Raw genomic sequence first — 25,366 nt, forward strand, 5'->3', positions numbered from 1 at the left:
GTCGTGAAAAATTACCAGCGGCTTTTCAGCAAGTTAGGCTGAATACCTCTGATCAAGTTGGCATTGGTATAATCTTCTTGAATAATGCCAGCCTCAAATTCTTCACGGAAATATTTAATGGCGCTTTGTAAAGGTTCTACTGCGCCCGGTGCGTGAGCACAGAATGTGTGTCCTGGACTTAAAGAACGACATAAATGCTCAAGTGTTTCGATATCACCAGGGCGACCTTTACCGTTTTCTATCGCACGTAAGATTTCGATACTCCATGGCAAGCCATCACGACAAGGTGTACACCAGCCACAAGATTCACGAGCAAAGAACTCTTCTAAATTACGGGTTAATGAAACCATATTAATTTCATTATCTACCGCCATTGCAAGTGCTGTACCTAAACGGCTACCTGCTTTTGCAATCGTGCCAAAATCCATTGGGAGATCGAGATGATCTTCTGTTAAGAAGTCAGTACCTGCGCCACCCGGTTGCCATGCTTTCAGCTTAAGACCATCACGCATACCGCCTGCGTAATCTTCAAGGATCTCACGCGCTGTTGTACCAAATGGTAATTCCCATAAGCCCGGAAATTTCACGCGACCAGAGAATCCCATTAATTTAGTACCCGCATCTGGGCTTTTGCCTTCACTTAAGCCGATATACCAATCTTTACCGTGTTCAATAATCGCAGGCACGTTACACAATGTTTCAACGTTATTGACACAAGTTGGTTTACCCCATGCACCTGATGTTGCTGGGAAGGGAGGTTTAGAGCGCGGGTTAGCACGACGACCTTCTAATGAGTTGATTAATGCTGTTTCTTCACCACAGATGTAACGACCTGCACCAGTGTGAACAAACAGTTCAAAATCAATTCCGGAACCAAAGATGTTTTTACCAAGAAAGCCAGCTGCTTTTGCTTCTTCAATGGCATGGCGTAAATGCTTAGCCGCTTCGACATATTCACCACGAAGGAAAATATAACCACGGTAAGCTTTTAGTGCGTGAGCGCCGATAATCATCCCTTCAATTAACAGATGTGGAAGTTCTTCCATTAAGAGACGGTCTTTATAAGTACCCGGCTCCATTTCATCTGCGTTACAAAGGATGTAACGGATATTCATGCTTTCATCTTTTGGCATCAGGCTCCATTTCAAGCCTGTTGAGAATCCAGCACCACCACGACCTTTTAGACCAGCATCTTTAACTTCAGTGGTCACTTCCGTCGGTGACATACCTTTTAATGCTTTTTCTGCCGCTTTATAACCGTTTGTAGCACGGTATTCATCCAGCCATACAGGCTGACGATCATCACGTAAGCGCCACGTTAGCGGGTGCGTTTCTGCGCTACGAATAATCGGTTTTGCTCCTGAAATTGCTGTCATGGATACTGCTCCAGTAACGTTTCAATCTCTTCAGGTTTAACAAAGCTGTGAGTATCGTCATCTACCATCATGGTAGGACCTTTATCACAATTACCTAAACAGCAGGTTGGCAGTAACGTAAAGCGACCATCTGGTGTAGTTTGACCAGGAATGATATTAAGATGCTTTTCAATCGCTGCCTGAATGCCTTGATAACCTGTAATATGACAAACCACGCTGTCACAAAAACGAATAATGTGACGGCCAACGGGTTGACGGAAAATTTGGCTATAGAACGTAGCAACGCCTTCAACATCGCTTGCAGGGATCCCAAGAACATCCGCAATCGCATAAATTGCACCGTCTTCAACCCAACCGCGGTTCTTCTGCACAATTTTCAGTGCTTCAATAGAGGCTGCTCGCGGATCTTCATAGTGATGTTTTTCTTGTTCAATTTCAGCACGTTCTTCTTCAGTTAAAACAAACGTTGCTTTCTTTGAATGCGTGACATCAACGATTTCGATCTGCACTGCATCATCTTTTTGGTTTAATTCATTTTGCATGATTAACGATCCACATCCGACATTACAAAATCAATACTTCCCAGATACACAATCAAGTCAGAAACCAGACTACCGCGGATAACCGCTGGGATTTGTTGCAAGTGAGCAAAGCTTGGCGTACGAATACGCGTGCGGTAGCTCATTGTGCTGCCATCACTGGTTAAGTAATAGCTGTTGATCCCTTTAGTGGCTTCAACCATCTGGAATGATTCATTAGCAGGCATAACAGGGCCCCATGAAACCTGTAAGAAGTGATTAATCATGGTTTCGATATGCTGTAATGTGCGCTCTTTTGGTGGAGGCGTTGTCAGTGGATGGTCTGCTTTAAATGGCCCTTCTGGCATATTTTTATAGCACTGTTCCAGAATACGTAAGCTTTGGCGTAGTTCTTCTACTTTCAGCATTACGCGGTCATAACAGTCACCATTACTTGCAACAGGGATTTCAAATTCAAAGTTTTCATAACCTGAATATGGACGCCATTTACGCACGTCAAATTCAACGCCTGTTGCACGAAGACCTGCACCTGTCACACCCCAATCTAATGCTTCTTTAGCATTATATGAGGCAACACCAATAGTACGACCTTTCAAGATACTGTTTTGCAGTGCTGCTTTTACGTAAGAATCTAGGCGTTTTGGCATCCAATCTAAGAATTCACGTAATAAGCGTTCCCAACCGCGAGGTAAGTCATGAGCAACACCACCGATACGGAACCATGCTGGGTGCATACGGAATCCAGTAATCGCTTCAACAATGTTGTAAACTTTCTGACGGTCAGTAAAGGCAAAGAACACCGGTGTCATTGCACCAACGTCTTGGATAAAGGTACTGATATACAGTAAGTGACTATTAATACGGAATAGCTCTGACAGCATGACACGAATGACTTTAACGCGTTCAGGCACTTCAATACCGGCAAGTTTTTCCACTGCAAGTACATAAGGCATTTCGTTAACGCATCCGCCAAGGTATTCGATTCGATCTGTATATGGGATATAGCTGTGCCAAGATTGGCGCTCACCCATTTTTTCAGCACCACGATGGTGATAGCCCACGTCAGGCACACAGTCGACGATCTCCTCGCCATCAAGCTGAAGAATAATACGGAATGCACCGTGAGATGATGGATGGTTAGGACCGAGGTTTAAGAACATAAAGTCCTCATTCTCCGTACCGCGTTTCATCCCCCACTCTTCAGGTTTAAATGTTAGCGATTCCATTTCCAGATCCTGCTTCTGCTTTGTCAGCACATAAGGATCGAACTCTGTCGCACGAGCTGGATAATCTTTACGCAGTGGATGACCTTCCCAATCAGGAAGCATCATAATACGACGTAAATTTGGATGCCCATTAAAGACAATCCCAAACATATCCCAGACTTCACGCTCATACCAATTCGAGTTAGGAAAGATAGATGTGATAGTCGGAACATTAAGATCATTTTCACTTAATGCGACTTTCAACATAATATCTTTATTACGATCGATTGATATCAGATGATAGAAAACGGAAAAGTCTGCTGCTGGCAAGCCTTGACGATGCGTACGAAGACGCTCATCAAAACCATGCATATCAAACAGCATGACATAAGGTTTTGGTAAAGATTTGAGGTATAGCATTACCTCAATAAGTTGTTCCCGCTTTACCCAAACAACTGGCATGCCAGTACGAGTAGGCTGGAACGTAAACGCATCTGGCCCAAATTTCTGACGCAGTTCATTAACCACCTGATCATCAATATGATCGGTCGTTTCCCACGCTGGCCGAGCGCCTTTTTGCGCTATCTGATCGGTCATTTCTATTCACCACAACTTTGATCAGGGTTACTATGATCGCAACACATTGCTCTGGTTACGTCTTAGGCAAAAGCCTTTAAATTTCGTCAGGAGTACGCAGATTTTTCACTGCGATACGTTCACCGTGTTTTCTTTCTCGTTCTGATTGCATATTGGCACGGTAAACGCCTTGGTCGCCGACAACCCATGATAATGGGCGACGTTCTTTACCAATGGACTCTTGTAATAACATCAGTGCTTGCATGTAAGCTTCAGGGCGTGGTGGACATCCAGGAATATACACATCGACTGGAATGAACTTATCAACACCTTGCACTACTGAGTAGATGTCGTACATACCACCAGAGTTTGCACATGCCCCCATAGAGATAACCCATTTAGGCTCTAACATCTGATCGTATAAACGTTGAATAACGGGTGCCATCTTAGTAAAGCAAGTACCCGCAACCACCATAAAGTCAGCTTGACGAGGGGATGCACGTAATACTTCAGAACCAAAACGAGCCACGTCATGCACAGCCGTAAATGACGTCACCATTTCAACGTAACAACAGGAAAGACCAAAGTTATATGGCCATAAAGAGTTTTTCCGTCCCCAGTTCACAACGTCATGCAACGCATGTTCCAGTTTTCCCATATACACGCTGCGATGAACGTGAGCATCTAACGGGTCACTGACAATTTCCTGTGATTGCAGGGGATAACGGTCATTCTCACCGTTCGGATCTATGCGGGTGAGCGTATAATCCATTTCTAATGCCTCGCTTATTACTGCTGCGGATGTTTGCCGCTGGTTAATCGAACATGGCTTTTACTCGCAGTTTCACGGCGAGAGCGAACAGGCGTCCAATCTAATGCGCCTATACGAACCAAGTAGAATAATCCAGCTAATAAAATAGCGATGAAGACTGATGCTTCAATAAAGCCTAACCAGCCAACTTCACGAACGGAAACAGCCCAGGCATAAAGAAACAGTGCTTCAACATCGAAAATAACGAAAAACATGGCAACTAAATAGAATTTAGCTGACATGCGCAGACGAGCGCTGCCAACAGAATCAAGACCTGATTCATAAGGAACATGCTTTGCCCTTGCCTGTGCGCGTCCGCCTAAATAGCGGGCACCCAACAACATGAGCGAACATAACCCCAATGCGCCTATGAGGAAGACAGCAAATGCCCAATGATGGGCGATAACTTCGGTGGTTGTAGACATACTCATTGCTTACTCATCAAAGGTGGTGTCAATTAACCAACTCTTATCCGGCGGTTTACACCACATTTCTAATTACGAAAAAAAAGGCGAATTAAACAGACTTGCTAATTAAAGAAATAATAACAGTCTATTTATACCTTTATTCTTTTTTAGAAAACTTTGCGACAAATCACTCAGTTTTCTATCGCGATTTAACAACTTTAACACTCAATTTTAACACTCAATTACGGCTCAATGCTAAAACGTGTCAGTAAACCGACAAGCTTTATGCTAACACGCTTAGTCTAACTGATAATTCGATTTTACTACACCAGTATCTCAGGAAAAACCTGACTCAACACAGGCAAATGTGCCTTATTTTTTTGATCAAACTCACAAAATAGTCGAAAAAATACCTAATCAGTTTAAAATTTATCCAAATTTTAACAAATTAACTTTCTAATATTGTGGAGGAGGTCAAATATCCGCTTAGATTTACTTTTTTATTCTCTTAAAACCTAGACAATCTTTTTATTTGTTAACAAATCCTACAAGTGATTAACCAAGGGGGAAGGTAAACATTTTTTTAACAAGCAGTTAAGGTAGTTATGGAATGAAATGTCACAAAGATAAATACATAAAACAACATAATTATTAACAAAGTGTTACTATTTCAAAAAAAATAATAAAAAAACGGAAATAAATGCACTTTATTGCATCTATTCCCGTTTATCATTATTCATCACTATCCAGTTTTATTTGACTCTTTTTTAATCTTTAATTTTTGTGTTTTAACGCTAAAAAATTCACACAATTATTAATGTGATTATTCAAGTTCAGTAGAGCTAATATCTTCAGGTGCAGTGACGGTATAAGGTGTTTTCTTGTTTTCAATCGCATTGAATACTGTTAACACCGCTTCGTTTTGTTCATCAGAATTACGATATAACCAATATTGTGTCTCAGGTAAACGAGGTAATCCTTCGCTTTCACCTAAAATACGTAAATCGGCATTCTGCATTTCAAGTGGACGTGCAGTAATACCCACTTCTGCATTAACCGCAGCACGAACAGCAGATAAAGAAGCTGCTTCATAAGCAATACGCCATTGGATCCCTGCATCATCTAACGTGTTTATCGCTAATTGACGGAATGGGTTCGTTTCATCCATTACAACTAAAGGAATAGGCTCATTCATTTGTAATTGGAAGTCTGGCGCACAATGCCATAACACTGGTGCAGTACGTAACGCTGTACGTGGGTGATGACCAATACGTGCTGTTGTTAATGCTAAATCAATTTCATGATTATCTAGCATTGTCTCAATATATTGAGAACGCTTAATACGTACATCAACAGCTAAACGTGGATACACTGACGCGATACGATTTAGTAAAAACGGTAATAAAGTATCAACAGAGTCATCAGAAGCACCAATACGTAGCTCCCCTTCTGCATCACTATATGTTAATGATGCCGTTGCATCATCATTTGCACGCAGAATTTGACGCGCATAACCTAACAGTTGTAGACCATGCTCTGTTAAAAGTTTATTACGACCATGACGGGCGAAAAGCTCTCTACCCACCAATTGCTCTAAACGTTGCATCTGCTGACTCACAGCAGATTGGGTTCGACATACAGCAGCAGCGGCTGCTGCAAAAGTGTTCAAATCTGCTACAGCTACAAACGTTCTAAGCAGATCGAGGTCGAGATTCATTATCGGACGATTTGCATTAATCATTGTTTATTCTTCACTTATTTTTGATTTTTAAATTACATATACCTGGTGTTTTATATCAAAAGTCTAAAAAAGACTTCTGATTCAGACAGTACTCTACTCTGAAAAGGAGAGCAAAGACATACCGAATACTTTACATTTGTTTCTTATCGTTTACACCTCCTAGATAGAAAGGAATTGCATCTTTTTGTAACAAATTAAATTTTATTATCATTTCAAGCATTCACAAGAAAGAACTGTATACCGTCATCACAAGTTAGACGTAGATCATACTATATTGCTTTCTCATTCATAAATTTTAACATTTTGAAAATAATTTAAATTATCTTAACTATGCATTCAGGTTTAAGTATCTTCCCCTATAAACTAAATTTAAGATTTAAATTTAATTTATACTTAAACTAATTGATTGCTATAGAATAAAGTAGATTTAACCATATTATTTGAAAATTTAATATATTAAGTCAGATAATACAAATCCGATAAAATTATTCAATAATTGATTATGCAACATTTCATCTACCTATCAATCACATCAACTTATTTCTGCTAACCACACTAAAAAGCCCCTTTTCAATAGAGCAATAATCTAGTTTCACTTCAAAATATGAAATATAAATCCACCATAAGCAATACAATCAGTCATCAAAATAACATTCTAAGAATAAACTGACCTTTTACACCAAAAATTACCTAGCATCTTCAAAAGTTTGTAACGTAAGAGTAGAGTGATAGAACAGTTATTTGCTGGGACAGCCTTTTCATTTGTATCTTTCTATATGAATAGCAATCGGCGATAAATGTCGCTAAGTCGCCATAATCACAATAAAAGATACGAGTCAGACCCTATTAGGTAAACGCGCTATGAATCAGATTAAAAAATCAAACAAACTCGAACATGTCTGTTACGACATTAGAGGTCCGGTTTTGCAAGAAGCAAAACGTCTGGAAGAAGAAGGTAATAAAGTTTTAAAACTCAATATTGGTAACCCGGCACCTTTTGGCTTTGAAGCACCTGATGAAATCTTAGTAGATGTGATCCGCAATCTACCAAGCTCTCAAGGTTATAGTGACTCCAAAGGACTGTTTTCTGCGCGTAAAGCTATCATGCAGCATTATCAAGCCCGTGATATGCGTGATATCACTGTTGAAGACATTTATATTGGTAATGGTGTTTCTGAGTTAATCGTACAAGCAATGCAAGCTTTATTAAATAATGGCGATGAAATGCTTGTACCTGCACCTGATTATCCATTGTGGACAGCAGCCGTTTCTCTTTCAGGAGGAAATGCCGTTCACTATATGTGTGATGAGCAACAAGGCTGGTTCCCTGATTTAGATGATATCCGCAGTAAAATCACAAAAAATACCCGCGGTATTGTTATTATCAACCCAAATAATCCGACAGGTGCGGTATATAGCAAAGACATTCTGATGGAAATTGTTGAAATTGCACGTCAACATAACCTGATTATTTTTGCTGACGAAATCTACGATAAAATTCTGTATGACGATGCCGAGCACCATTCTATTGCTGCCATGGCGCCCGATTTATTAACCGTAACATTTAATGGTTTATCAAAAACCTACCGCGTTGCAGGCTTTCGTCAAGGTTGGATGGTATTAAACGGCCCTAAAAAACACGCTAAAAGCTATATTGAAGGCTTAAATATGTTAGCGTCTATGCGTTTATGCGCTAACGTTCCTATGCAACATGCCATCCAAACGGCATTAGGTGGCTATCAAAGTATTAGTGAATTTATTCTGCCGGGTGGTCGTTTATATGAGCAACGCAACCGTGCTTGGGAACTAATTAATCAAATTCCGGGCGTTTCTTGTGTTAAACCTATGGGAGCATTGTATATGTTCCCTAAAATAGATCTTAACCGTTACAGTATTAAAGACGATCAAAAAATGATCCTCGATTTATTACTCCAAGAGAAAGTATTACTGGTACAAGGTACAGCCTTTAACTGGCCATACCCAGACCATTTCCGTATCGTTACTCTTCCGCGTGAAGACGATTTAGATATGGCAATTCAAAAATTCGGTCGCTTTATTGTCGGTTATCATCAATAAGATTACCTGCATATAAAATAAAACGCAGTATAACAACCAGTTATATTGCGTTTTTTTATTTTCTTTTCTATTAACGTTTACATCTACCTGTTATCCACTCACAATAATGCCTTCAATCACGCAATTTGGAGATATTATGAGTTACTTTTTTGCCCACCTTTCTCGCTTAAAACTCATTACTCGTTGGCCTTTAATGCGTAATATCCGCCAAGAAAATGTTTCTGAACACAGTTTACAAGTCGCTTTTGTCGCCCATGCCCTAGCGGTGATTAAAAATCGTAAATTTGGTGGTAATGTCAATGCTGAACGTATTGCATTACAAGCGATGTATCATGATGCCAGTGAAGTGATCACCGGTGATATGCCGACACCGATTAAGTACCATAATCCACAAATTGCTCATGAATATAAAAAAATAGAAAAATATGCCCAGCAAAAATTAATTGAAATGTTACCAGAAGAATTACAAGACGATTTTCGCCCTCTTATTGATGAGCAATTACATAGTGAGGAAGAAACCTTTATTGTCAAACAAGCTGATAGTTTATGTGCTTATTTAAAATGCCTTGAAGAGCTTGCCGCAGGTAATAGTGAATTTAATTTAGCCAAAAATCGCTTAGAAAAAACGTTAGCCGAAAGACATAGCCCAGAGATGGACTATTTTATGAAGGTATTTGTACCAGGGTTTAGTTTATCGCTTGATGAAATTAGTGAGTAAAAAAATCAGCTTATGATAATATATTATCGTAAGCTGATTTTTAATTAATTTTAATTGTTAAAAGTATTTTTATTATTAATAGACTGGAAGTAAGGTGAACTTTCGTACTGAATATGACTAATAGACCTTTCATTTTCTAGTTGAGGTTCATCTGTATGTATCTTTGATGAAATCCATAAATTCTTATCTAATTTTATTTTTTGAGTCGGTGGATTATTCTTTTTTTCAAAAGATGTATATCCTATTTCTTGTGGATATTTTGCAATACTATCATTAATACTTTCCTTCAAATTTTCAGCTGTAGACTTATTATAAATATGCCGAACACCTCTTTTCTCTTCATTTTTATTTAATAAATCTTTCTGTATTTGATTTAATTTTATCGGTTCACCTATCGTAACATTTGATTCAATTTTACTAAAAAAGCTGACAATATTATTTTTAATACTACTAATACTAGATGCTAATCTTGAAAAAATTGATTTACTTTTTTCATTAGAACCTATACCAACAACTTTTCCGCTATTATTAAGGACTTGAAATGTAATACCCATAATTATCTCTTTATCTATAAATAAATGTATAGACAAAGAATACACCTCTAATTTGAATTAATTTTCAGAAAAAAAACATCTATAAATAAATTATATATTGCACATAAAAAACTACCAACCAATAAATAAAAAACGCTGTTTATTAATTAATAAACAACGTTTCAGCAAACCAAAAATATTGATAATTAGAATGGGAATAATAGCGGGATCAAGAATACGCTAATAAACATCACAATAATGGTAAATGGCACCCCAATTTTAATAAAGTCAGCAAATTTATAACCACCAGGTTCAAGGATAAGCGTATTAACCGGAGATGAAACAGGCGTCATAAATGCTGCGGAAGCCGCGACACCAATCACCATTGCAAATGGTAATGGTGAAACATTCATTTGGTTTGCAGCAGCAATAGCAATTGGTGCCATTAATACTGCGGTTGCCGTATTCGAGATAAACAACCCGATTGATGCACAAAGTATAAATAAACATACCAACATCACTTGAGGACCGGCACTACCTGCAACATCCATTAAGCCATTTACAATAAGCTCGATACCGCCTGTTTTTTGCAATGCGGCAGCAAAAGGCATCATACCGACAATTAAAATAATACTTGGCCAATGAATAGAACGATAAGCACTTTCCATATCAATACAGCGGAATTTACCCATCAATAAACAAGCAATAAGTGCCGCAATAAAATTAGGAACTTCATTCGTTACCATTAATGCCACCATTAATGCTAACGAAAATAATGCGTGAGGTGCTTGAGATGAAGCAGGAGCAACCGTTTCAATTTCAGCAGCCAGATTTAATACGATAAAATTACGCGGTTTAGTTGATAAAACGCGAATAAGTTTCCAATCACCAATCACCAATAACACATCGCCAAGGCGTAATGGCTCATCGACTATTTTACCCGGCAAGGCACTTCCTTCGCGACGGATCGCAACGACATTTAAGCCATAACGAGTACGGAATTTTATCTCTCTTAATGATTTGCCTAATAACTCTGAGTCTGGATTCATGGATACTTCAGCAAGACCTACATCACGGGATTGTTCAGAGAAATATTCTCCTCGTAATACCATCGGCTCTAACATCTGTTCACGGCAAAACTCACGTAAATCGACATCACTGGCTGACATATCTATCAATAAAACATCACGTTCTCTTAATTCAGTACCACCGGTTGCGCTAACCATAACACGCCGAAACCGCCTCCAACGTTCGATACCAACAACGTTTGCACCATAACGAGAACGTAAATGTAATTCATCAAGTGAATGGCCTATTAGCGGAGAACCTTTACGAATGGCTAAACGACGAGCACGTCCTGCTAATTGATAATCACGAATAAGATCACGGAAAGTTCGACGATAAGCCTCTTTTTGCTTACCATTATCGTTGTTTCCTAGCCACCGACGTACCACCAGCATATATAAAATGCCTGCGAATAAGACGGCAATACCAATAGGTGTAATGGAGAAAAATTGAAAACTTGGCAATCCTTCTCTGACTAATTCACTATTAACAACCATATTAGGCGGTGTCGCCACTAAGGTCATTAATCCACTGATAAGGCCCGCAAAACCTAGCGGCATCATTAAACGACCTGGTGATGTTTTCATGCGAGCAGCAACGCTCAGCACAACAGGAATAAAGATAGCTACCACGCCTGTTGAGCTCATGAAAGCCCCTAAACTTGCAACACATATCATTAATAGCACAAGCATTTTAACTTCACTGCTACCCGCGACACGTACAAGCCAGTCACCCATTTGATAAGCCACGCCTGTTCTCACTAACCCTTCGCCAATAACAAAAAGGGCTGCAATAAGTAATACGTTAGGATCACTAAATCCTACTGTGGCTTCATTTAATGTGAGTGTACCGCTAAGAACGAATGCGATGATGACGAGTAAAGCGACCACATCCATGCGGATTTTGTTGGTCGTAAAAAGGACAATAGCTATCAATAGCAGGCTTAAAACCCATAATAATTCGCTATTCAAAATGGCCTCGATCAGCAATAAGTGAAAACAGGTTAAGACATCAATTCACTACATTGATAAGTAGACCATTTCTACATCAATAAGTCTTCTAATATGATCAAAGAAAAGACTATCTTTTGTACGTTATTATCACTTTTTCAGCTTGCTTCTCGATTTGAATATCATTTAAAGAATCAATAATTAAATGAATCTCATTACGGCGAGGAAGGGATAAAGGAGCATGAACAGCAACGACTTGGCATCCTGCATCTAAACCAGAGTAAATACCCGCGGCGGCATCTTCAAAAACCACACAATCTTGTGGTAATAAACCCAATTTCTTGGCACCTAAAAGATAAGGCTCAGGATTAGGCTTACCTCTACTAATACATTCTGCTGTGACCCAATGCTTAGGTTCAGGGATACCCGTGACAGATTGACGTGTTGAGGCAATAGGAACAGTGCCTGATGTAACAATCGCCCAAGGAATATTTAAGTCATTAAGGCGATTAATCAGTGCAATAGCACCCGGAAGCGGTGCTAACCCTTCGGTTTGTGTTGATTCTAATTTTTCTAACCAACGGAAAGTTTCAGTTATCTCTTGTTCGGTTGCATTAGGCATAAAATGGCGAATCGACTCAATGGCAGGTTTTCCGTGGATGTAGTCATTAATCTCTTGTGTTGATACACCTACGCGCTCACCAAATAGCGCCCAACAATGTTCAACAACCGGTAATGAATCAACTAAGGTTCCATCAAGATCAAACAGAAAACCTTTACATGTAATTGCCATATTTTATGCCTACCTTTACCTTACAATGGTGCGCTAATGATTACGCATTAAGTATTTGTTGAATTTCAACGGTGCTAAGGTGATATTGGCGAGGGCACGCTAACCAAACGTTAAGCATTCTTTGGTATTTTTCCCACATTGGTGTTTGAGAGTTAAAACCATGACTGCCACTATCGAAATGCGTGTAACGCCCTTCTGTATTCACCATAAAACGCACATAGCTAAGATAGCGGGATTCTGTCGCCGCATCAAAGCCAATAAATGCGACACGACGAGCATCAGGCATCTCTTGTTCTTTTAAGTTATCACGAGAAACTTGCAGTGCATGGTACATTTCCATGACATTAATAATGGTACGGCAAGTCTCCTCTGACATTTCATCAAAATCACGGTCTAGTTCACGTAATTGTAATCCATACCCACGTTCAATGATTGTCTGATAGCGGCGATAACGTTCAGCGTTATCAGGATCCATCATAGTCATCATTTTATATTGATTAGAGAGGATCAAGCGTTGTGCGTGTGTCATTTCCATCATTAATTCTCCAAAGAAATCATTGAGGAGAGCATGACATTAATCAAAAGTATTGAGTAGTGTTAACTACGCGTTTTTTGATCTCAACGGGGTAATTCTAAGGACAATCATGACAAACGAAGACGGTAGAACAAATGTTCTACACATCATCAAGAAAAGAGCGATCAAGTTGCTTAAAAGCACGTTTTAATAAATGGGCTAAAGAAAGGTAAGTAGGTGTTTGCTCAACAGGGGCTAAAGCGATGCCTGCTTCTTCAAATTTCTCACGAATCTCATAAAACCAGCGTAATAACGTAGCAGGAAGTGGCGTAGCTGCACGTTTACCCAACCACCATAATCCTTGCATTGGCAAGCTACAAGCAAAAAGCGCGGTTGTAATTGCAGGTCCCAAATTACCACCTAATGCAATTTGCCATGTCATTGTAAAAATGGCGATAGGTGGCATATAACGAATACCAAAGCGTGTGGCTTTGACAATACGATTTTCAGGGAAAACAGGCGCTAACTGCTTTTCAACCGGCCAGGTTTTTAAATACTCGTTACCCAAACGAAGCTTCTTAAAAAAGCCGGGGGGAGTCACTGTCGGTTCGCTCATAATGACCTCAATCAATTTCTTCTGTAACTTTTAAAAAATATCTATAAAGAATAAAAATCTTTTAGTAGAATTAAGTATATTTTGTCTTTGTTGCCTTTACTCTGTATCCTGTGCCCATTCTAAAGGTTTGTGGCAATAAAGCGCTATATTTTGTTTGCCGGCGTGATTTTCAACCCTTTTCGCCGATTTTAACGCGAAAAGCTAATGGGTGAATAAAAATCGTCCAATTAATGATTGGCAACTATAATTAGCATCAAGTTTTTTACTTTAAGCATGATGCGCGTCATTAATGTCATCATAGTAATGCGATAGGCTTTTATGATTGACGTTTTATTAACCACCGTCTTTATAATATAAAAGACACTACGACAACAAGATAAATAGGTAATTCCATGTCAAGTAAGCTGGTGCTGGTACTGAACTGCGGTAGTTCTTCTCTTAAATTTGCAATTATCAACCCAGAAAATGGTGAAGAATTCCTTTCAGGTTTGGCTGAATGCTTCAACCTTCCTGAAGCCCGCCTGAAGTGGAAAATGGATGGCCAAAAACATGAAGCTGCGTTAGGCGCAGGTGCTGCTCATAGCGAAGCATTAAACTTTATCGTAAATACTATTCTGGCTGAAAAACCAGAACTGTCTGCACAAATCGCTTCAATTGGTCACCGTATTGTTCACGGTGGTGAGAAATTCACTAAATCTGTCGTGATCACTGACGAAGTTATCAAAGGTATTGAAGCTGCTATCCCATTTGCTCCATTACATAACCCAGCTCACCTTATTGGTATTGAAGAAGCGCGTAAAGCATTCCCTCATTTAATTGAGAAAATGGTTGCGGTATTTGACACTGCATTCCACCAAACAATGCCAGAAGAAGCTTATCTGTATGCACTGCCATACAGCTTATATAAAGATCACAGCATCCGTCGTTACGGTGCTCACGGAACTAGCCATTTCTTCGTTTCTCGTGAAGCCGCTAAAATGTTAAACAAACCTGTTGATGAACTGAACGTAATCACTTGCCACTTAGGTAATGGTGGTTCTGTTTCTGCTGTTGTTAACGGTAAATGTGTTGATACTTCTATGGGTCTGACTCCATTAGAAGGTTTAGTAATGGGTACTCGTAGTGGTGATATCGATCCTGCTATCGTGTTCCATTTACACGACACTTTAGGTATGAGCGTTGAAGACATCAACAAACTGCTGACTAAAGAATCTGGTCTGTTAGGTTTAACAGAAGTCACTAGTGACTGCCGTTATGTTGAAGATAACTACGACACTAAAGCAGATGCTAAACGTGCAATGGACGTTTACTGCCATCGTTTAGCCAAATACATCGGTTCTTACTGTGCACTGATGGAAGGTCGTTTAGATGCTATTATCTTTACTGGTGGTATCGGTGAAAACGCAGCGATGGTACGTGAGTTATCTCTGAAAAAACTAGCTCTGTTAGGTTTTGAAGTGGATCATCAACGTAACTTAGATGCACGTTTCGGTAAATCAGGCACTATCACTACCGATAACAGCCGTCTTGCTGTTGTTATCCCAACTAACGAAGAGTTAGTTATCGCTCAGGACGCAAGTCGCCTGACCGCTTAAGTTCTTTGATGTACTGCCAGTGTCATGCTGGCAGTACTGTTTTACATAACGAGCAACCGATATTTAAAGAGGTTTCCGTGTCCCGTACAATTATGCTAGTCCCAACTGATACACGCGTAGGTTTAACCAGCGTCAGCTTGGGTGTTATCCGTTCTATGGAACAAAAAGGCGTTCGCCTTAGCGTGTTCAAGCCAATTGCACAACCTCGTGTAAAAGGCGCTTTAGATCAGACAACTGCGATTATCCGCTCTCACTCCACTATTCAATCATCAGAACCTTTAAACATGGATTATGTTGAGTCTCTACTCAGCTCAAACCAAAAAGATGTTCTAATGGAAGAAATTGTTGCTAGATACCATGAAAACACCGCTGATGCAGAAGTTATTCTCATCGAAGGTCTGGTACCTATGCGTAAGCATCCTTTTGCACAATCATTAAACTATGAAATTGCAAAAACATTAGGTGCTGAAATTGTTTTCGTTACTGCATTAGGTAACAACACTGTTGAACAGCTAAAAGAGCGTATCGAATTTGCGCGTGCTGAATTTGGCGGTGTAAAAAACCAAAACATCACAGGCGTTATTGTTAACAAACTAAATGCACCTGTTGATGATCAAGGCCGTACTCGCCCTGACTTATCTGAAATCTTTGATGATTCAAGTAAAGCGATTATCTCTAATGTCGATTTAAAAACCATTGAAAAAAATAGCCCACTGCCTTTACTGGGTTGCATTCCTTGGAACTTCGATTTAATCGCCACTCGTGCAACAGATATGGCAAAACACTTAAATGCGACTATCGTCAATAAAGGCGATATTGAAACCCGTCGTATTAAGTCTGTGACTTTCTGTGCCCGTAGTATTCCACACATGTTAGAGCATTTCCGTCCAGGTTCACTTTTAGTGACTTCAGCGGATCGCCCAGACGTATTAGTTTCAGCGTGCCTTGCAGCAATGAATGGCGTGGAAATTGGTGCAATTCTACTAACAGGTGGCTACCAAATCGATGCACCAATCAAACAACTTTGTGAACGTGCATTCGAAACTGGCTTACCAATCTTTATGGTTAATGCTAACACTTGGCAGACCTCTTTAAATCTGCAAAGCTTTAGCTTAGAAGTTCCTGCTGATGACCATGAACGTATTGAAAAAATTCAGAACTACGTTGCTCAACATATCAATACACAATGGATTGATTCACTGACAGCTAACTCTGAACGCCCTAACCGTTTATCACCACCAGCATTCCGTTATCAATTAACAGAATTAGCACGTAAAGCGAAAAAACGTATCGTTTTACCAGAAGGTGATGAGCCTCGTACTGTTAAAGCAGCAGCAATTTGTGCTGAGCGTGGTATCGCAACTTGCGTACTGTTAGGCGATCCTGAAGAAATTCGTCGTGTAGCAACTGCACAAGGTGTTGAATTAGGCACAGGCATTGAGTTAGTCAATCCTAAAGAAGTACGTGAAATCTATGTACCTCGTTTAGTTGAACTGCGTAAAAATAAAGGTATGACAGAAGTTGTTGCTCGTGAACAGTTAGAAGATAACGTTGTTCTTGGCACATTAATGCTGGAAAAAGGTGAAGTAGACGGCCTAGTTTCTGGTGCTGTTCATACAACTGCTAACACTATTCGCCCACCACTACAGTTAATCAAAACTGCACCAGGTAGCTCATTAGTGTCTTCTGTGTTCTTTATGCTGTTACCAGAACAAGTTTATGTTTATGGTGACTGTGCAATTAACCCAGATCCAACAGCAGAACAACTGGCTGAAATCGCAATCCAATCTGCAGACTCTGCAATTGCATTCGGTATCGACCCTCGCGTTGCGATGATCTCTTATTCTACTGGTAACTCTGGTGCAGGTAGCGATGTAGAGAAAGTTCGTGAAGCGACACGTTTAGCACAAGAAAAACGCCCTGATCTGATGATTGATGGTCCTTTACAATACGACGCAGCTGTTATGGCTGATGTTGCTAAATCTAAAGCGCCAAACTCACCAGTTGCAGGTAAAGCGACTGTGTTTATCTTCCCTGATCTGAACACCGGTAATACCACTTATAAAGCGGTACAACGTTCAGCTGACTTGGTTTCAATTGGACCAATGTTACAAGGTATGCGTAAACCAGTGAATGACCTTTCTCGTGGTGCATTAGTAGACGATATCGTCTACACCGTTGCGTTGACAGCAATTCAAGCAAGCCAACAAGAAAACGCATAATTATTGAAGTTCGCTTCAAATAAAAAAACGCCAGATGATTGATTTCATCTGGCGTTTTTTTATTCTACAGATTTCTTATTTGACTAAAATCCGAGGCAATCTCAAAACAGACAACTTGATTCTGTCTCCGTTATAAAGGAGTGTCAAGAGAAATGACTAAGCTTGCCCTATTAGAGCTGATTAACAGTTTTGTGTTTTGCTTTACTGAAACATGAAAGATTATGTTCTTTTAATATCAGTAGTGGCGACACCGTAGTTCAAGCTATTTTATCTTGCGATAAATAGTTTTGTGGGGGTAAATTCCCCCACAATTTCTCTCGAAAGTTATTGAGATTGGTGATCACAAGCATCCTACTTTAATCCACTAACACACGCTGATTGGTCGCACCCCACAAAATCGACATCTCTGTAAATAATGCACCACTAATATCTTCAACCTCTTCAGCGGTGATCTCTGCATTACCTTGCTTACCAAAAAACACGACTTCATCCCCTGATTTGATATTTTTAAGATCAGTAATATCAACAATCACCGTATTCATTGATGTTTTACCTAAAACAGGCACACGTTGGCCACCAATTAAAGCATGCCCTGCATTACTAAAGACTCGACGATAACCATCTGCATAACCGACAGGAATATTAGCTAATACTGAGTCACGTTTTAGTGTGTAAGTGCGATCATAACCAACAGTATTTCCTTTAGGATAATAATTGATTGAGGCAATATTGGATTTAAAAGTCATAACACGTTTGTAATCTGTACTTGCGATGGTATCACCATAAAAAATCCCGCCTACACGTACCATATCTAGCCATGATTCAGGGACGGTAATTGTGGCAAAAGTATTTGCCATATGCAGAGTAACGTCTTTACGATTTAGCCCAGTAACATCCAATACCTTTTGTGATTGCTGTTTAAAACGAGCGAGATCTTCTCTTACTTTATCCGCATCTTCTTCAGGATAATGAGACATAATGCCAACCACTTTAAGGTTAGCTAATTGAGTAATTTGCTTCGCCTCTTCGAGCCCCGCATTGTTATTAACTTCTAAACCATTACGAGACATTCCACCTGAGTTTAAGGCAAGATGAATAGGGATCACTTTATTTTGTTGTTTAGCAATGGCATCTAATTTCTTAGCCATATCTAAGTTACCAATCAATTCTTCCACGTTATAGCTTGTCGCCTGAGCCATTTCTTGCTCAGTGGCATTACGTACACGCATTAAACGACCTTGAAATCCTAGATCACGAACTTCTTTTAGCTCTTGGTTATTCGTTACACCAATACATTGCACATTATTTTCAATCATAACAGGTGCAACTAATGATAAATCATGTCCATATGCATCGCCTTTTAAAACAGCACAAAGCGAGGATTTATCACCTAAAAATGATTGGACTTTTTTCACATTAAAATCGAGCGCACTACGTGAGATTTCAATCCATGAGTTATTCACAATTACCGGTTGAACCTGAGCTGTTTGAGTCGCTGGTAGATTGTGATTAACTGGTTGTTGGCAAGCAGTGATAACAAAAAGTGGTAACAACGCAAGATATCGAATACCAAAAGACATCTTCTTTTTCCTTAGTGATTGTGATGTTAAACCTATTTTTATAATTAATTAGGTACGAAAATATACACATCGTGAATATTCACTCAGGATAATAGCATTATTATTCATAAAATAAACATATTAATTCAAAATGATATATGTATCAGCCAATGACGAAAGTGAATAGAAAAGGGAAAGAAAATTATAGGTGTGATCTCTGTAGGAAACGCCAGTCTATCCCCGTGCATACGGGGAACACTCTAATCATAATATATTGAATATATAAAAGAAATTTAAGTGCATTATTTCTACCAAAAAAATGCCCGACTGATTAAAAAGTCGAGCATCTATTAAAATTCAATAAATAAATACTATCAACGAACAATAATACCTAACAGAATACCGATAACACCGAAATCTGCATCACTAAATGTAGTGTTAGCAATACCGATATCACCAAGTACTGGTAATAGGAACACAGGTAAGAACGTGATTAATAAACCTTGAACGAATGCGCCTAAAATCGCACCACGACGTCCACCGGTTGCATTACCAAATACCCCAGCCGTTGCACCCACAAAGAAGTGAGGAACCACACCAGGAATTATTACTGTCCAATCTAAGGCATACAGAATAAACATGCCGATAACACCCGCAGCAAAGCTACTTAAAAAACCTACTAATACTGCATTAGGTGCATAAGGGAATACAACTGGGCAATCTAACGCTGGTTTTGCATTAGGGACTAACTTATCTGAAATACCTTTAAATGCAGGAACTATCTCAGCAATAACCATACGCACACCTTGCAGAATAATATAAACACCTGCTGCAAAGGTTATAGATTGCATTAACGAGAACATAAACCAGTTTTTACCACCACTGACTTCACGAACAAAAGCATCGCCCGCAAATAAACATGTAATGATAAAGATAATGCCCATAGTGAAGGCAATAGCAACTGGCGTATCACGTAAAAATAGTAAGCTTTTAGGAACATTCATCTCTTCTGTTGAATGCTCTTTATTACCAAATTTACTGCCGATAAAGCCCGCAACAACATAAGAAATAGTTGAGAAGTGCCCTAATGCAACATCGTCAGAGCCAGTGATTTTTTTCATATAAGGATGTGCAATGGCAGGGAAAAATACCATTGAAATCCCAACAACTAATGAACCAACCGCAACTAATACTGTGCCTTCTAAGCCCGCAGTTGCCAAAATAACTGCCACCATCATTGACATAAATAATGTATGGTGACCAGTTAAGAAAATAAATTTCCACGGCGTTAAACGTGCAATTAAGATATTAATCAACATGGCAAAAAACATAATTAATGCCATCTCTTTACCAAAGCTTTTTTGTGCAATAGAGACAATAGCCTCGTTATTAGGCACAACACCTTGAATACCGAATGCATGTTGGAAAATCGTTGAGAAATCACCCAGTGAGTTAATTACAAGACCTGCACCAGCACCTAAAATCACAAAACCCATAATGGTTTTTACGGTGCCTTTAATACATTCTGTAACTGGTTTTTTCTGGGCAATTAAACCAATCAATGCAATCAAACCCACTAAAATAGCCGGCTCTGAAAGCACATCACTCATTAGAAAGCGGAAAAAGTCCATGATAGGCTCCTTATAACGCGCCTAATTCACGTAATGCGGCAGAAAGCTTCTCTTTCATAGCCACTTTATCAATCATGTTGTCCAGTGAAACAACCTTTCCATTTACCGCTTGTGAATTAAGTTGCTCAGCAATATCGCGTGTACCTACATAGATATCACTTGGTGTGCCTTTTGCTGAACCCAGATCAACGTGATCCACTTCTGCATTCACAGCAAGATCTTTTAGGATGCTTTTGATGCTCATTTCCATCATTAAGCTACTACCTAAACCATTTCCACACACAACAGTAATTTTCATGATATTCCCCTTGGTAATTTAAATCGTCATTAATAGTTGTTGATAACGGCTAATACATCCGCTTTGCTTTTCGCATTAAATAGCTTTTGAATATCAGTGTCGTTATCAAAAAGTTCGGCTAATTTCATAATGGCATTAATATGGCTATCGTTATCTGTTGCAGCCAAAACAATCAGTAATTTCACAGGATCGTTTTCATCAGCACCAAACTCAACACCTTGCTCAACAATAGTTAATGCAAGAGAAAGTTGATTAACACCATCCTCAGGACGTGCATGAGGCATCGCAATGCCTGGACCTAATACATAATATGGCCCGATTTTTTCGTGTGATTTATAAATTGCATCGATATAACGAGGTTCAATACAACCTTTATCAATTAATGGCTGACACGCTACTTTAACGGCTTCTCGCCAATCGCTAACGTTTGGAACCACTTGCACCACATCCGGTGTTAATAACGTTTTAAGCATATTTGTAACCTCAATAAGACTCTTTTTGAGCTTCGTTATTAAGGATAGTAATCATTAATGGTAGCGCTATCTAGATAGATCATTCGTAATTGTGATAGCGCTATCATTTTAATGAAATGTTAATTGCAGAAAATGCCAACAATTGACACTGTATTGTTTCAGCATAATGGGAAAATTTCAGGTAGGATCTGCGGTTAATAAAATAGGCTAAGCAAGCATAATCACAAATGATCAAAACACGTAAGCGCCGAAATACAGGTCGCGTCACATTACAAGATGTCGCTAAACATGCAGGAGTCGGTTCAATGACCGTTTCTCGTGCATTGCGAACCCCTGAATTAGTTTCTGATAAGTTACGAGAAAAAGTTAATCAAGCAGTAGAAGAGCTTGGCTATATTCCTAATGCTTCAGCAGGTGCTTTAGCTTCAGCACAAAGCCATATTATTGCTGTACTGTTGCCCTCTTTTACAGATAGAGCCAGTGCGGATTTTATGCAGTCTTTGCAACAAATACTCAATCGTCATCAGTATCAAATTTTAGTCGGTTGTTATGAACATCAGCCTCATAAAGCTAGCGATGTGATCAATATGCTATTGCAAAGTAATCCTGCTGCATTGGTTGCCTTTGGTTCACAGCTTAGCCCAACTCATTTTTTACATATCAGTAATGCCAATGTGCCTGTTGTCAGTGTCGCCAGCCAATCGGATGAACAGGCAGCAATTAGTATCGATTGTTCTTATGAGCAAGCCGCATATGATTTAACAAACCATTTAGTCACCCAAGGAAAACGTTGTATTGGCTATATTGGTGCGTTACAAGGGCAACGCCTGCACCACCAGCAAATAACAGGTTGGTCACGAGCATTACTCAAAAATTATTTAAACGCTGAACAAAGCGTCACCACGCCCGATCCCGCTTCTATGGCATATGGGCGACAAGCATTAACAGAGATTTTATTGCGCCAACCGGAACTAGATGCTGTTATTTGTAGTCATGAAAGTATTGCGCTAGGTATGATTTTTGAGTGTCAACGTCGATTAATTAAGATCCCACAAGATCTAGCTATTGCTTGTTTAGAAGGCTCTGAAAATAGCGATCAGATATCTCCTTCTCTCACATCAATTCGTTTTGATTATCACAAAATGGGAAAAGAGGCGGGAAAACATCTGATAGCACTTTTACAACGTTTGAGAGACGAAGATGATAACGCTATATTCGAAGATACCGTTATCAACTATGCTTATCGATTTGAACTAGGGCAAAGTACCCCTTAATCTACTGTTTCTCTACTTTCTAGGCGTGTACTGTTGTTACGCGTTAACCAAAGAGAAAGCGCTTTTAATGAATCCGGTGTGAATTCATCACAACGTTCAGTAATTTCAGAGGGAGTTAACCAACACACTTCCTCAATTTCTTCTGCTTGCAGTGCGAAAGGCCCATGAGAAACACAACTAAACAGACTTCCCCATACACGACAACTTTCATCATCATAATAAAATTGGCCATGCTCAGCAAAAGGGACACCAGCAATACCTAATTCTTCTTCTGCTTCACGACGTGCACTTTCAAGTAAATTCTCACCTTGTTGAACTACACCACCCGCAGTAGCATCCAACCAACCAGGATAAAAATCTTTTGTTTCAGTTCTTCGCTGTGCCAAGATTTTTCCCATTCCATCATGAACCACGATATAAGTTGCTCTATGTCTTAGGTTTTCAGCTCGCATTTGTTGACGTGTTGCTTGTGCAACGACTTCATTTTTATCATCAACAATATCAACCCATTCAACCAATGCCGTCTTTTCTTGTTCCATCCTCAACAAACCTTTTTTAACCGATACTAAACGATCGTAATTTTTATCCTGAATATACCAAAATCACTATTTTTCACCACTACAATAATCATACGTGACTTGTTTTATCCATCTTGCGCTTTTTTGCTTTTTATGATGTTAGAAGGCAGACTGTGATTATCTTATGTATTTAGTGCCTACTTTATTTTGGAGCTTTTTATGATTGACTTATATTATGCAGATACCCCAAATGGCCAAAAAATAACGCTTTTTCTTGAAGAAACAGGCATACCTTATCAGTTACATCGCATTGATATTAGTAAAGGCGATCAATTTAAGCCTGAATTTTTAGCAATTTCACCCAATAATAAAATTCCCGCTATTGTAGATAACTCACCGGTTGATGGGGGTGAACCTATCTCTATTTTTGAATCAGGTGCTATTCTTATCTATCTAGCTGAAAAAAGTGGCAAATTGATTAGCCAAAATTTACGAGAAAAAACAACACAACTACAATGGCTGTTTTGGCAAGTGGGTGGATTTGGCCCAATGTTGGGGCAAAATCATCACTTCACTCGTTATGCCACAGAAAAAGTCCCTTATGCGATTAAACGTTATACTGAAGAAACACAGCGTTTATATAGCGTATTAGAGAAAAGGTTAGCGCAATCACCTTACCTTGGTGGACAAGAGTACAGCATCGCGGATATCGCCACATATACATGGGTTCGTCGACACGAACATCATAACATTGATTTGGCAAATTACCCTGCGGTAGAAAAATGGCAAAACAACATTACCCAACGCCCAGCTGCGAAAAAACTCTTTGGTGAATAAACGCAATTCATATATCAGGATGATATTTATTCTTTATTAGGCAAGATGATCAGGAGGATGGTGATGAAAATACTTATTACAGGTGGTACAGGATTAATTGGCAAAGCATTAGTGTGCGAACTTGCACTATCTAATAATGATATTACGGTGCTTTCTCGTTCACCTCAAAAAGTCTATTCGCATTTTTGTAATGAGATCACCTGTTGGACTCAACTCAACGATAAACAAAATCTTAATGAGTTTGATGCCATTATTAATCTTGCTGGAGAGCCTATTGCTGATAACCGTTGGACACCTTCTCAAAAACAGAAACTCGTTAATAGCCGTTGTCATTTAACCCAGAAATTGGTTGATTTAATTAAAGCCAGTGATCCCCCCCCTGCTGTTTTTATTTCTGGCTCAGCGGTGGGATTTTATGGTGATCAAGGTGATACTCGAGTCACTGAAGAAACACCAGCAAATCCAGAGTTTACACATGAGCTTTGTGCAAAATGGGAACGTATTGCACTTGAGGCTCAAACACCATTAACACGAGTTTGCTTGTTACGTACAGGGATTGTACTTTCAACACTCGGTGGCGCGTTGCCTAAAATGAGCAAACCCTTTAAGCTAGGGTTAGGTGGCAAATTGGGAAGTGGGAAACAATATATGCCGTGGATCCATATTGATGATATGGTCAATGCGATTATTTTCTTGCTTAAGAACCAAGATACTAAAGGCGCTTTTAACTTAACAGCACCTGATCCTGTACAAAATAAAGAATTTACTCGTCTATTAGGAAAAGCCTTTAATCGCCCAGCCTTAATGACAGTGCCTGAAAGCATATTACGTTTAGTGATGGGAGAAAGCGCCACATTAGTGTTAGGTGGGCAACAAGCCATTCCTGAAAAACTACTTAATGCTGGCTTTAAATTTCGCTACCCACATTTAGAAGAGGCATTAAAAGATATTATTACCACAGGAAAATAATCTCTTTTTATCCCAAATAGATATTCTACCGAATAGATACTCTAAATATTTCAAAGTGTAGCTAGGCGAC

23 protein-coding genes are annotated in these 25,366 nt (G+C 39.3%); 7 read left to right on the top strand and 16 right to left on the bottom strand.

The genetic code is table 11. The features are described 5' to 3' along the window. Positions 1–11: 11 nt before the first annotated feature. The 6 genes from nuoF to hexA all read right to left on the bottom strand — a co-directional run bounded on the left by nuoF (position 12) and on the right by hexA (position 6,655). Positions 12–1,376 carry an NADH-quinone oxidoreductase subunit NuoF gene (gene nuoF / locus DK857_RS06795; RefSeq protein ID WP_109401840.1) on the bottom strand — a complete coding sequence of 455 codons (1,365 nt, stop codon included), beginning with the start codon at positions 1,374–1,376 and terminating at the stop codon, positions 12–14. After that, positions 1,373–1,918 (bottom strand): NADH-quinone oxidoreductase subunit NuoE, encoded by a 546-nt coding sequence (gene nuoE / locus DK857_RS06800; protein ID WP_006533305.1) that lies wholly within the window; start codon positions 1,916–1,918, stop codon positions 1,373–1,375. The genes nuoF and nuoE overlap by 4 nt, the downstream gene beginning before the upstream one ends. Before the next feature lie 2 nt (positions 1,919–1,920). Continuing rightward, the gene (nuoC, locus tag DK857_RS06805) at positions 1,921–3,717 is read right to left on the bottom strand and encodes an NADH-quinone oxidoreductase subunit C/D (protein WP_075670636.1); all 1,797 of its coding nucleotides are present in this window, start codon (positions 3,715–3,717) and stop codon (positions 1,921–1,923) included. A gap of 76 nt (positions 3,718–3,793) precedes the next feature. Next, a complete protein-coding gene (locus DK857_RS06810; RefSeq protein ID WP_004243697.1) occupies positions 3,794–4,468 on the bottom strand; it encodes a NuoB/complex I 20 kDa subunit family protein in 675 nt (224 codons plus the stop codon). Positions 4,469–4,485: 17 nt separating this feature from the next. Next, positions 4,486–4,938, bottom strand: coding sequence for an NADH-quinone oxidoreductase subunit A (locus tag DK857_RS06815; protein ID WP_036912633.1), 453 nt, complete (start codon positions 4,936–4,938; stop codon positions 4,486–4,488). Between the two features lie 799 nt (positions 4,939–5,737). Continuing rightward, positions 5,738–6,655 carry a transcriptional regulator HexA gene (hexA, locus tag DK857_RS06825; RefSeq protein WP_075670634.1) on the bottom strand — a complete coding sequence of 306 codons (918 nt, stop codon included), beginning with the start codon at positions 6,653–6,655 and terminating at the stop codon, positions 5,738–5,740. An 861-nt stretch (positions 6,656–7,516) separates the two neighbouring features. Here hexA and DK857_RS06830 point away from each other — a divergent pair. Both DK857_RS06830 and yfbR read left to right on the top strand, forming a co-directional pair. Further along, a complete protein-coding gene (locus DK857_RS06830; RefSeq protein ID WP_075670632.1) occupies positions 7,517–8,731 on the top strand; it encodes a pyridoxal phosphate-dependent aminotransferase in 1,215 nt (404 codons plus the stop codon). A gap of 136 nt (positions 8,732–8,867) precedes the next feature. Beyond that, positions 8,868–9,449 (top strand): 5'-deoxynucleotidase, encoded by a 582-nt coding sequence (gene yfbR, locus DK857_RS06835; RefSeq protein ID WP_075670630.1) that lies wholly within the window; start codon positions 8,868–8,870, stop codon positions 9,447–9,449. Positions 9,450–9,499: 50 nt separating this feature from the next. Here the strand turns inward: yfbR and DK857_RS06840 are convergent, their stop codons facing one another. The 5 genes from DK857_RS06840 to yfbV form a co-directional block, all read right to left on the bottom strand. Further along, positions 9,500–10,003 (bottom strand): hypothetical protein, encoded by a 504-nt coding sequence (locus DK857_RS06840; RefSeq protein WP_109401841.1) that lies wholly within the window; start codon positions 10,001–10,003, stop codon positions 9,500–9,502. A 185-nt stretch (positions 10,004–10,188) separates the two neighbouring features. Further along, positions 10,189–12,018, bottom strand: coding sequence for an SLC13 family permease (locus DK857_RS06845; protein WP_109393053.1), 1,830 nt, complete (start codon positions 12,016–12,018; stop codon positions 10,189–10,191). Positions 12,019–12,127: 109 nt separating this feature from the next. After that, a complete protein-coding gene (locus DK857_RS06850; RefSeq protein ID WP_109401842.1) occupies positions 12,128–12,790 on the bottom strand; it encodes a sugar phosphatase in 663 nt (220 codons plus the stop codon). 40 nt (positions 12,791–12,830) lie between these two features. Continuing rightward, positions 12,831–13,325: a YfbU family protein gene (locus DK857_RS06855; protein WP_100158514.1), complete on the bottom strand. Its 495-nt coding sequence runs from the start codon at positions 13,323–13,325 to the stop codon at positions 12,831–12,833. A gap of 139 nt (positions 13,326–13,464) precedes the next feature. Then, positions 13,465–13,920: a terminus macrodomain insulation protein YfbV gene (gene yfbV, locus DK857_RS06860; RefSeq protein ID WP_069367978.1), complete on the bottom strand. Its 456-nt coding sequence runs from the start codon at positions 13,918–13,920 to the stop codon at positions 13,465–13,467. A gap of 392 nt (positions 13,921–14,312) precedes the next feature. On the opposite strand from yfbV, the gene ackA reads away from it, so the two are divergent. Both ackA and pta read left to right on the top strand, forming a co-directional pair. Next, the gene (gene ackA, locus DK857_RS06865; protein WP_109393052.1) at positions 14,313–15,515 is read left to right on the top strand and encodes an acetate kinase; all 1,203 of its coding nucleotides are present in this window, start codon (positions 14,313–14,315) and stop codon (positions 15,513–15,515) included. 77 nt (positions 15,516–15,592) lie between these two features. Further along, on the top strand, positions 15,593–17,737 hold the full coding sequence (gene pta, locus DK857_RS06870) for a phosphate acetyltransferase (RefSeq protein WP_109393051.1): 2,145 nt from the start codon (positions 15,593–15,595) through the stop codon (positions 17,735–17,737). A 356-nt stretch (positions 17,738–18,093) separates the two neighbouring features. Here pta and alr read toward each other — a convergent pair whose 3' ends face one another. The 4 genes from alr to DK857_RS06895 all read right to left on the bottom strand — a co-directional run bounded on the left by alr (position 18,094) and on the right by DK857_RS06895 (position 21,698). Next, entirely contained in the window at positions 18,094–19,317 is a 1,224-nt protein-coding gene (alr, locus tag DK857_RS06880) for an alanine racemase (RefSeq protein WP_109401843.1), read from the bottom strand. A 353-nt stretch (positions 19,318–19,670) separates the two neighbouring features. Beyond that, positions 19,671–20,927: a PTS ascorbate transporter subunit IIC gene (locus DK857_RS06885; protein WP_099073795.1), complete on the bottom strand. Its 1,257-nt coding sequence runs from the start codon at positions 20,925–20,927 to the stop codon at positions 19,671–19,673. 10 nt (positions 20,928–20,937) lie between these two features. Beyond that, positions 20,938–21,225: a PTS sugar transporter subunit IIB gene (locus DK857_RS06890; RefSeq protein WP_075670616.1), complete on the bottom strand. Its 288-nt coding sequence runs from the start codon at positions 21,223–21,225 to the stop codon at positions 20,938–20,940. Positions 21,226–21,254: 29 nt separating this feature from the next. Then, positions 21,255–21,698, bottom strand: a complete 444-nt coding sequence (locus DK857_RS06895) for a PTS sugar transporter subunit IIA (RefSeq protein ID WP_075670614.1) — start codon at positions 21,696–21,698, stop codon at positions 21,255–21,257. A 227-nt stretch (positions 21,699–21,925) separates the two neighbouring features. On the opposite strand from DK857_RS06895, the gene DK857_RS06900 reads away from it, so the two are divergent. Beyond that, positions 21,926–22,972, top strand: coding sequence for a LacI family DNA-binding transcriptional regulator (locus DK857_RS06900; RefSeq protein ID WP_088495111.1), 1,047 nt, complete (start codon positions 21,926–21,928; stop codon positions 22,970–22,972). On the opposite strand, the gene yfcD is transcribed toward DK857_RS06900, so the two are convergent. Beyond that, positions 22,969–23,511 (bottom strand): NUDIX hydrolase YfcD, encoded by a 543-nt coding sequence (yfcD, locus tag DK857_RS06905; protein ID WP_072063189.1) that lies wholly within the window; start codon positions 23,509–23,511, stop codon positions 22,969–22,971. The two genes, DK857_RS06900 and yfcD, sit on opposite strands and share 4 nt — an antisense overlap. A gap of 198 nt (positions 23,512–23,709) precedes the next feature. Here yfcD and DK857_RS06910 point away from each other — a divergent pair, with 198 nt between their 5' ends. Next, on the top strand, positions 23,710–24,327 hold the full coding sequence (locus tag DK857_RS06910) for a glutathione binding-like protein (protein WP_075670610.1): 618 nt from the start codon (positions 23,710–23,712) through the stop codon (positions 24,325–24,327). A gap of 63 nt (positions 24,328–24,390) precedes the next feature. After that, positions 24,391–25,296 carry a TIGR01777 family oxidoreductase gene (locus DK857_RS06915; protein WP_109401844.1) on the top strand — a complete coding sequence of 302 codons (906 nt, stop codon included), beginning with the start codon at positions 24,391–24,393 and terminating at the stop codon, positions 25,294–25,296. Positions 25,297–25,366: the final 70 nt, after the last annotated feature.

This window comes from Proteus terrae (assembly GCF_003144325.1).
Lineage (GTDB): Bacteria > Pseudomonadota > Gammaproteobacteria > Enterobacterales > Enterobacteriaceae > Proteus > Proteus terrae.

What these genes read in the sequence shown, in the direction of transcription:
- nuoF (WP_109401840.1), bottom strand. Translation starts at nt 1,376, where the DNA reads ATGACAGCAATTTCAGGAGCAAAACCGATTATTCGTAGCGCAGAAACG.
- nuoE (WP_006533305.1), bottom strand. Translation starts at nt 1,918, where the DNA reads ATGCAAAATGAATTAAACCAAAAAGATGATGCAGTGCAGATCGAAATC.
- nuoC (WP_075670636.1), bottom strand. Translation starts at nt 3,717, where the DNA reads ATGACCGATCAGATAGCGCAAAAAGGCGCTCGGCCAGCGTGGGAAACG.
- DK857_RS06810 (WP_004243697.1), bottom strand. Translation starts at nt 4,468, where the DNA reads ATGGATTATACGCTCACCCGCATAGATCCGAACGGTGAGAATGACCGT.
- DK857_RS06815 (WP_036912633.1), bottom strand. Translation starts at nt 4,938, where the DNA reads ATGAGTATGTCTACAACCACCGAAGTTATCGCCCATCATTGGGCATTT.
- hexA (WP_075670634.1), bottom strand. Translation starts at nt 6,655, where the DNA reads ATGATTAATGCAAATCGTCCGATAATGAATCTCGACCTCGATCTGCTT.
- DK857_RS06830 (WP_075670632.1), top strand. Translation starts at nt 7,517, where the DNA reads ATGAATCAGATTAAAAAATCAAACAAACTCGAACATGTCTGTTACGAC.
- yfbR (WP_075670630.1), top strand. Translation starts at nt 8,868, where the DNA reads ATGAGTTACTTTTTTGCCCACCTTTCTCGCTTAAAACTCATTACTCGT.
- DK857_RS06840 (WP_109401841.1), bottom strand. Translation starts at nt 10,003, where the DNA reads ATGGGTATTACATTTCAAGTCCTTAATAATAGCGGAAAAGTTGTTGGT.
- DK857_RS06850 (WP_109401842.1), bottom strand. Translation starts at nt 12,790, where the DNA reads ATGGCAATTACATGTAAAGGTTTTCTGTTTGATCTTGATGGAACCTTA.
- DK857_RS06855 (WP_100158514.1), bottom strand. Translation starts at nt 13,325, where the DNA reads ATGGAAATGACACACGCACAACGCTTGATCCTCTCTAATCAATATAAA.
- yfbV (WP_069367978.1), bottom strand. Translation starts at nt 13,920, where the DNA reads ATGAGCGAACCGACAGTGACTCCCCCCGGCTTTTTTAAGAAGCTTCGT.
- ackA (WP_109393052.1), top strand. Translation starts at nt 14,313, where the DNA reads ATGTCAAGTAAGCTGGTGCTGGTACTGAACTGCGGTAGTTCTTCTCTT.
- alr (WP_109401843.1), bottom strand. Translation starts at nt 19,317, where the DNA reads ATGTCTTTTGGTATTCGATATCTTGCGTTGTTACCACTTTTTGTTATC.
- DK857_RS06885 (WP_099073795.1), bottom strand. Translation starts at nt 20,927, where the DNA reads ATGGACTTTTTCCGCTTTCTAATGAGTGATGTGCTTTCAGAGCCGGCT.
- DK857_RS06890 (WP_075670616.1), bottom strand. Translation starts at nt 21,225, where the DNA reads ATGAAAATTACTGTTGTGTGTGGAAATGGTTTAGGTAGTAGCTTAATG.
- DK857_RS06895 (WP_075670614.1), bottom strand. Translation starts at nt 21,698, where the DNA reads ATGCTTAAAACGTTATTAACACCGGATGTGGTGCAAGTGGTTCCAAAC.
- DK857_RS06900 (WP_088495111.1), top strand. Translation starts at nt 21,926, where the DNA reads ATGATCAAAACACGTAAGCGCCGAAATACAGGTCGCGTCACATTACAA.
- yfcD (WP_072063189.1), bottom strand. Translation starts at nt 23,511, where the DNA reads ATGGAACAAGAAAAGACGGCATTGGTTGAATGGGTTGATATTGTTGAT.
- DK857_RS06910 (WP_075670610.1), top strand. Translation starts at nt 23,710, where the DNA reads ATGATTGACTTATATTATGCAGATACCCCAAATGGCCAAAAAATAACG.
- DK857_RS06915 (WP_109401844.1), top strand. Translation starts at nt 24,391, where the DNA reads ATGAAAATACTTATTACAGGTGGTACAGGATTAATTGGCAAAGCATTA.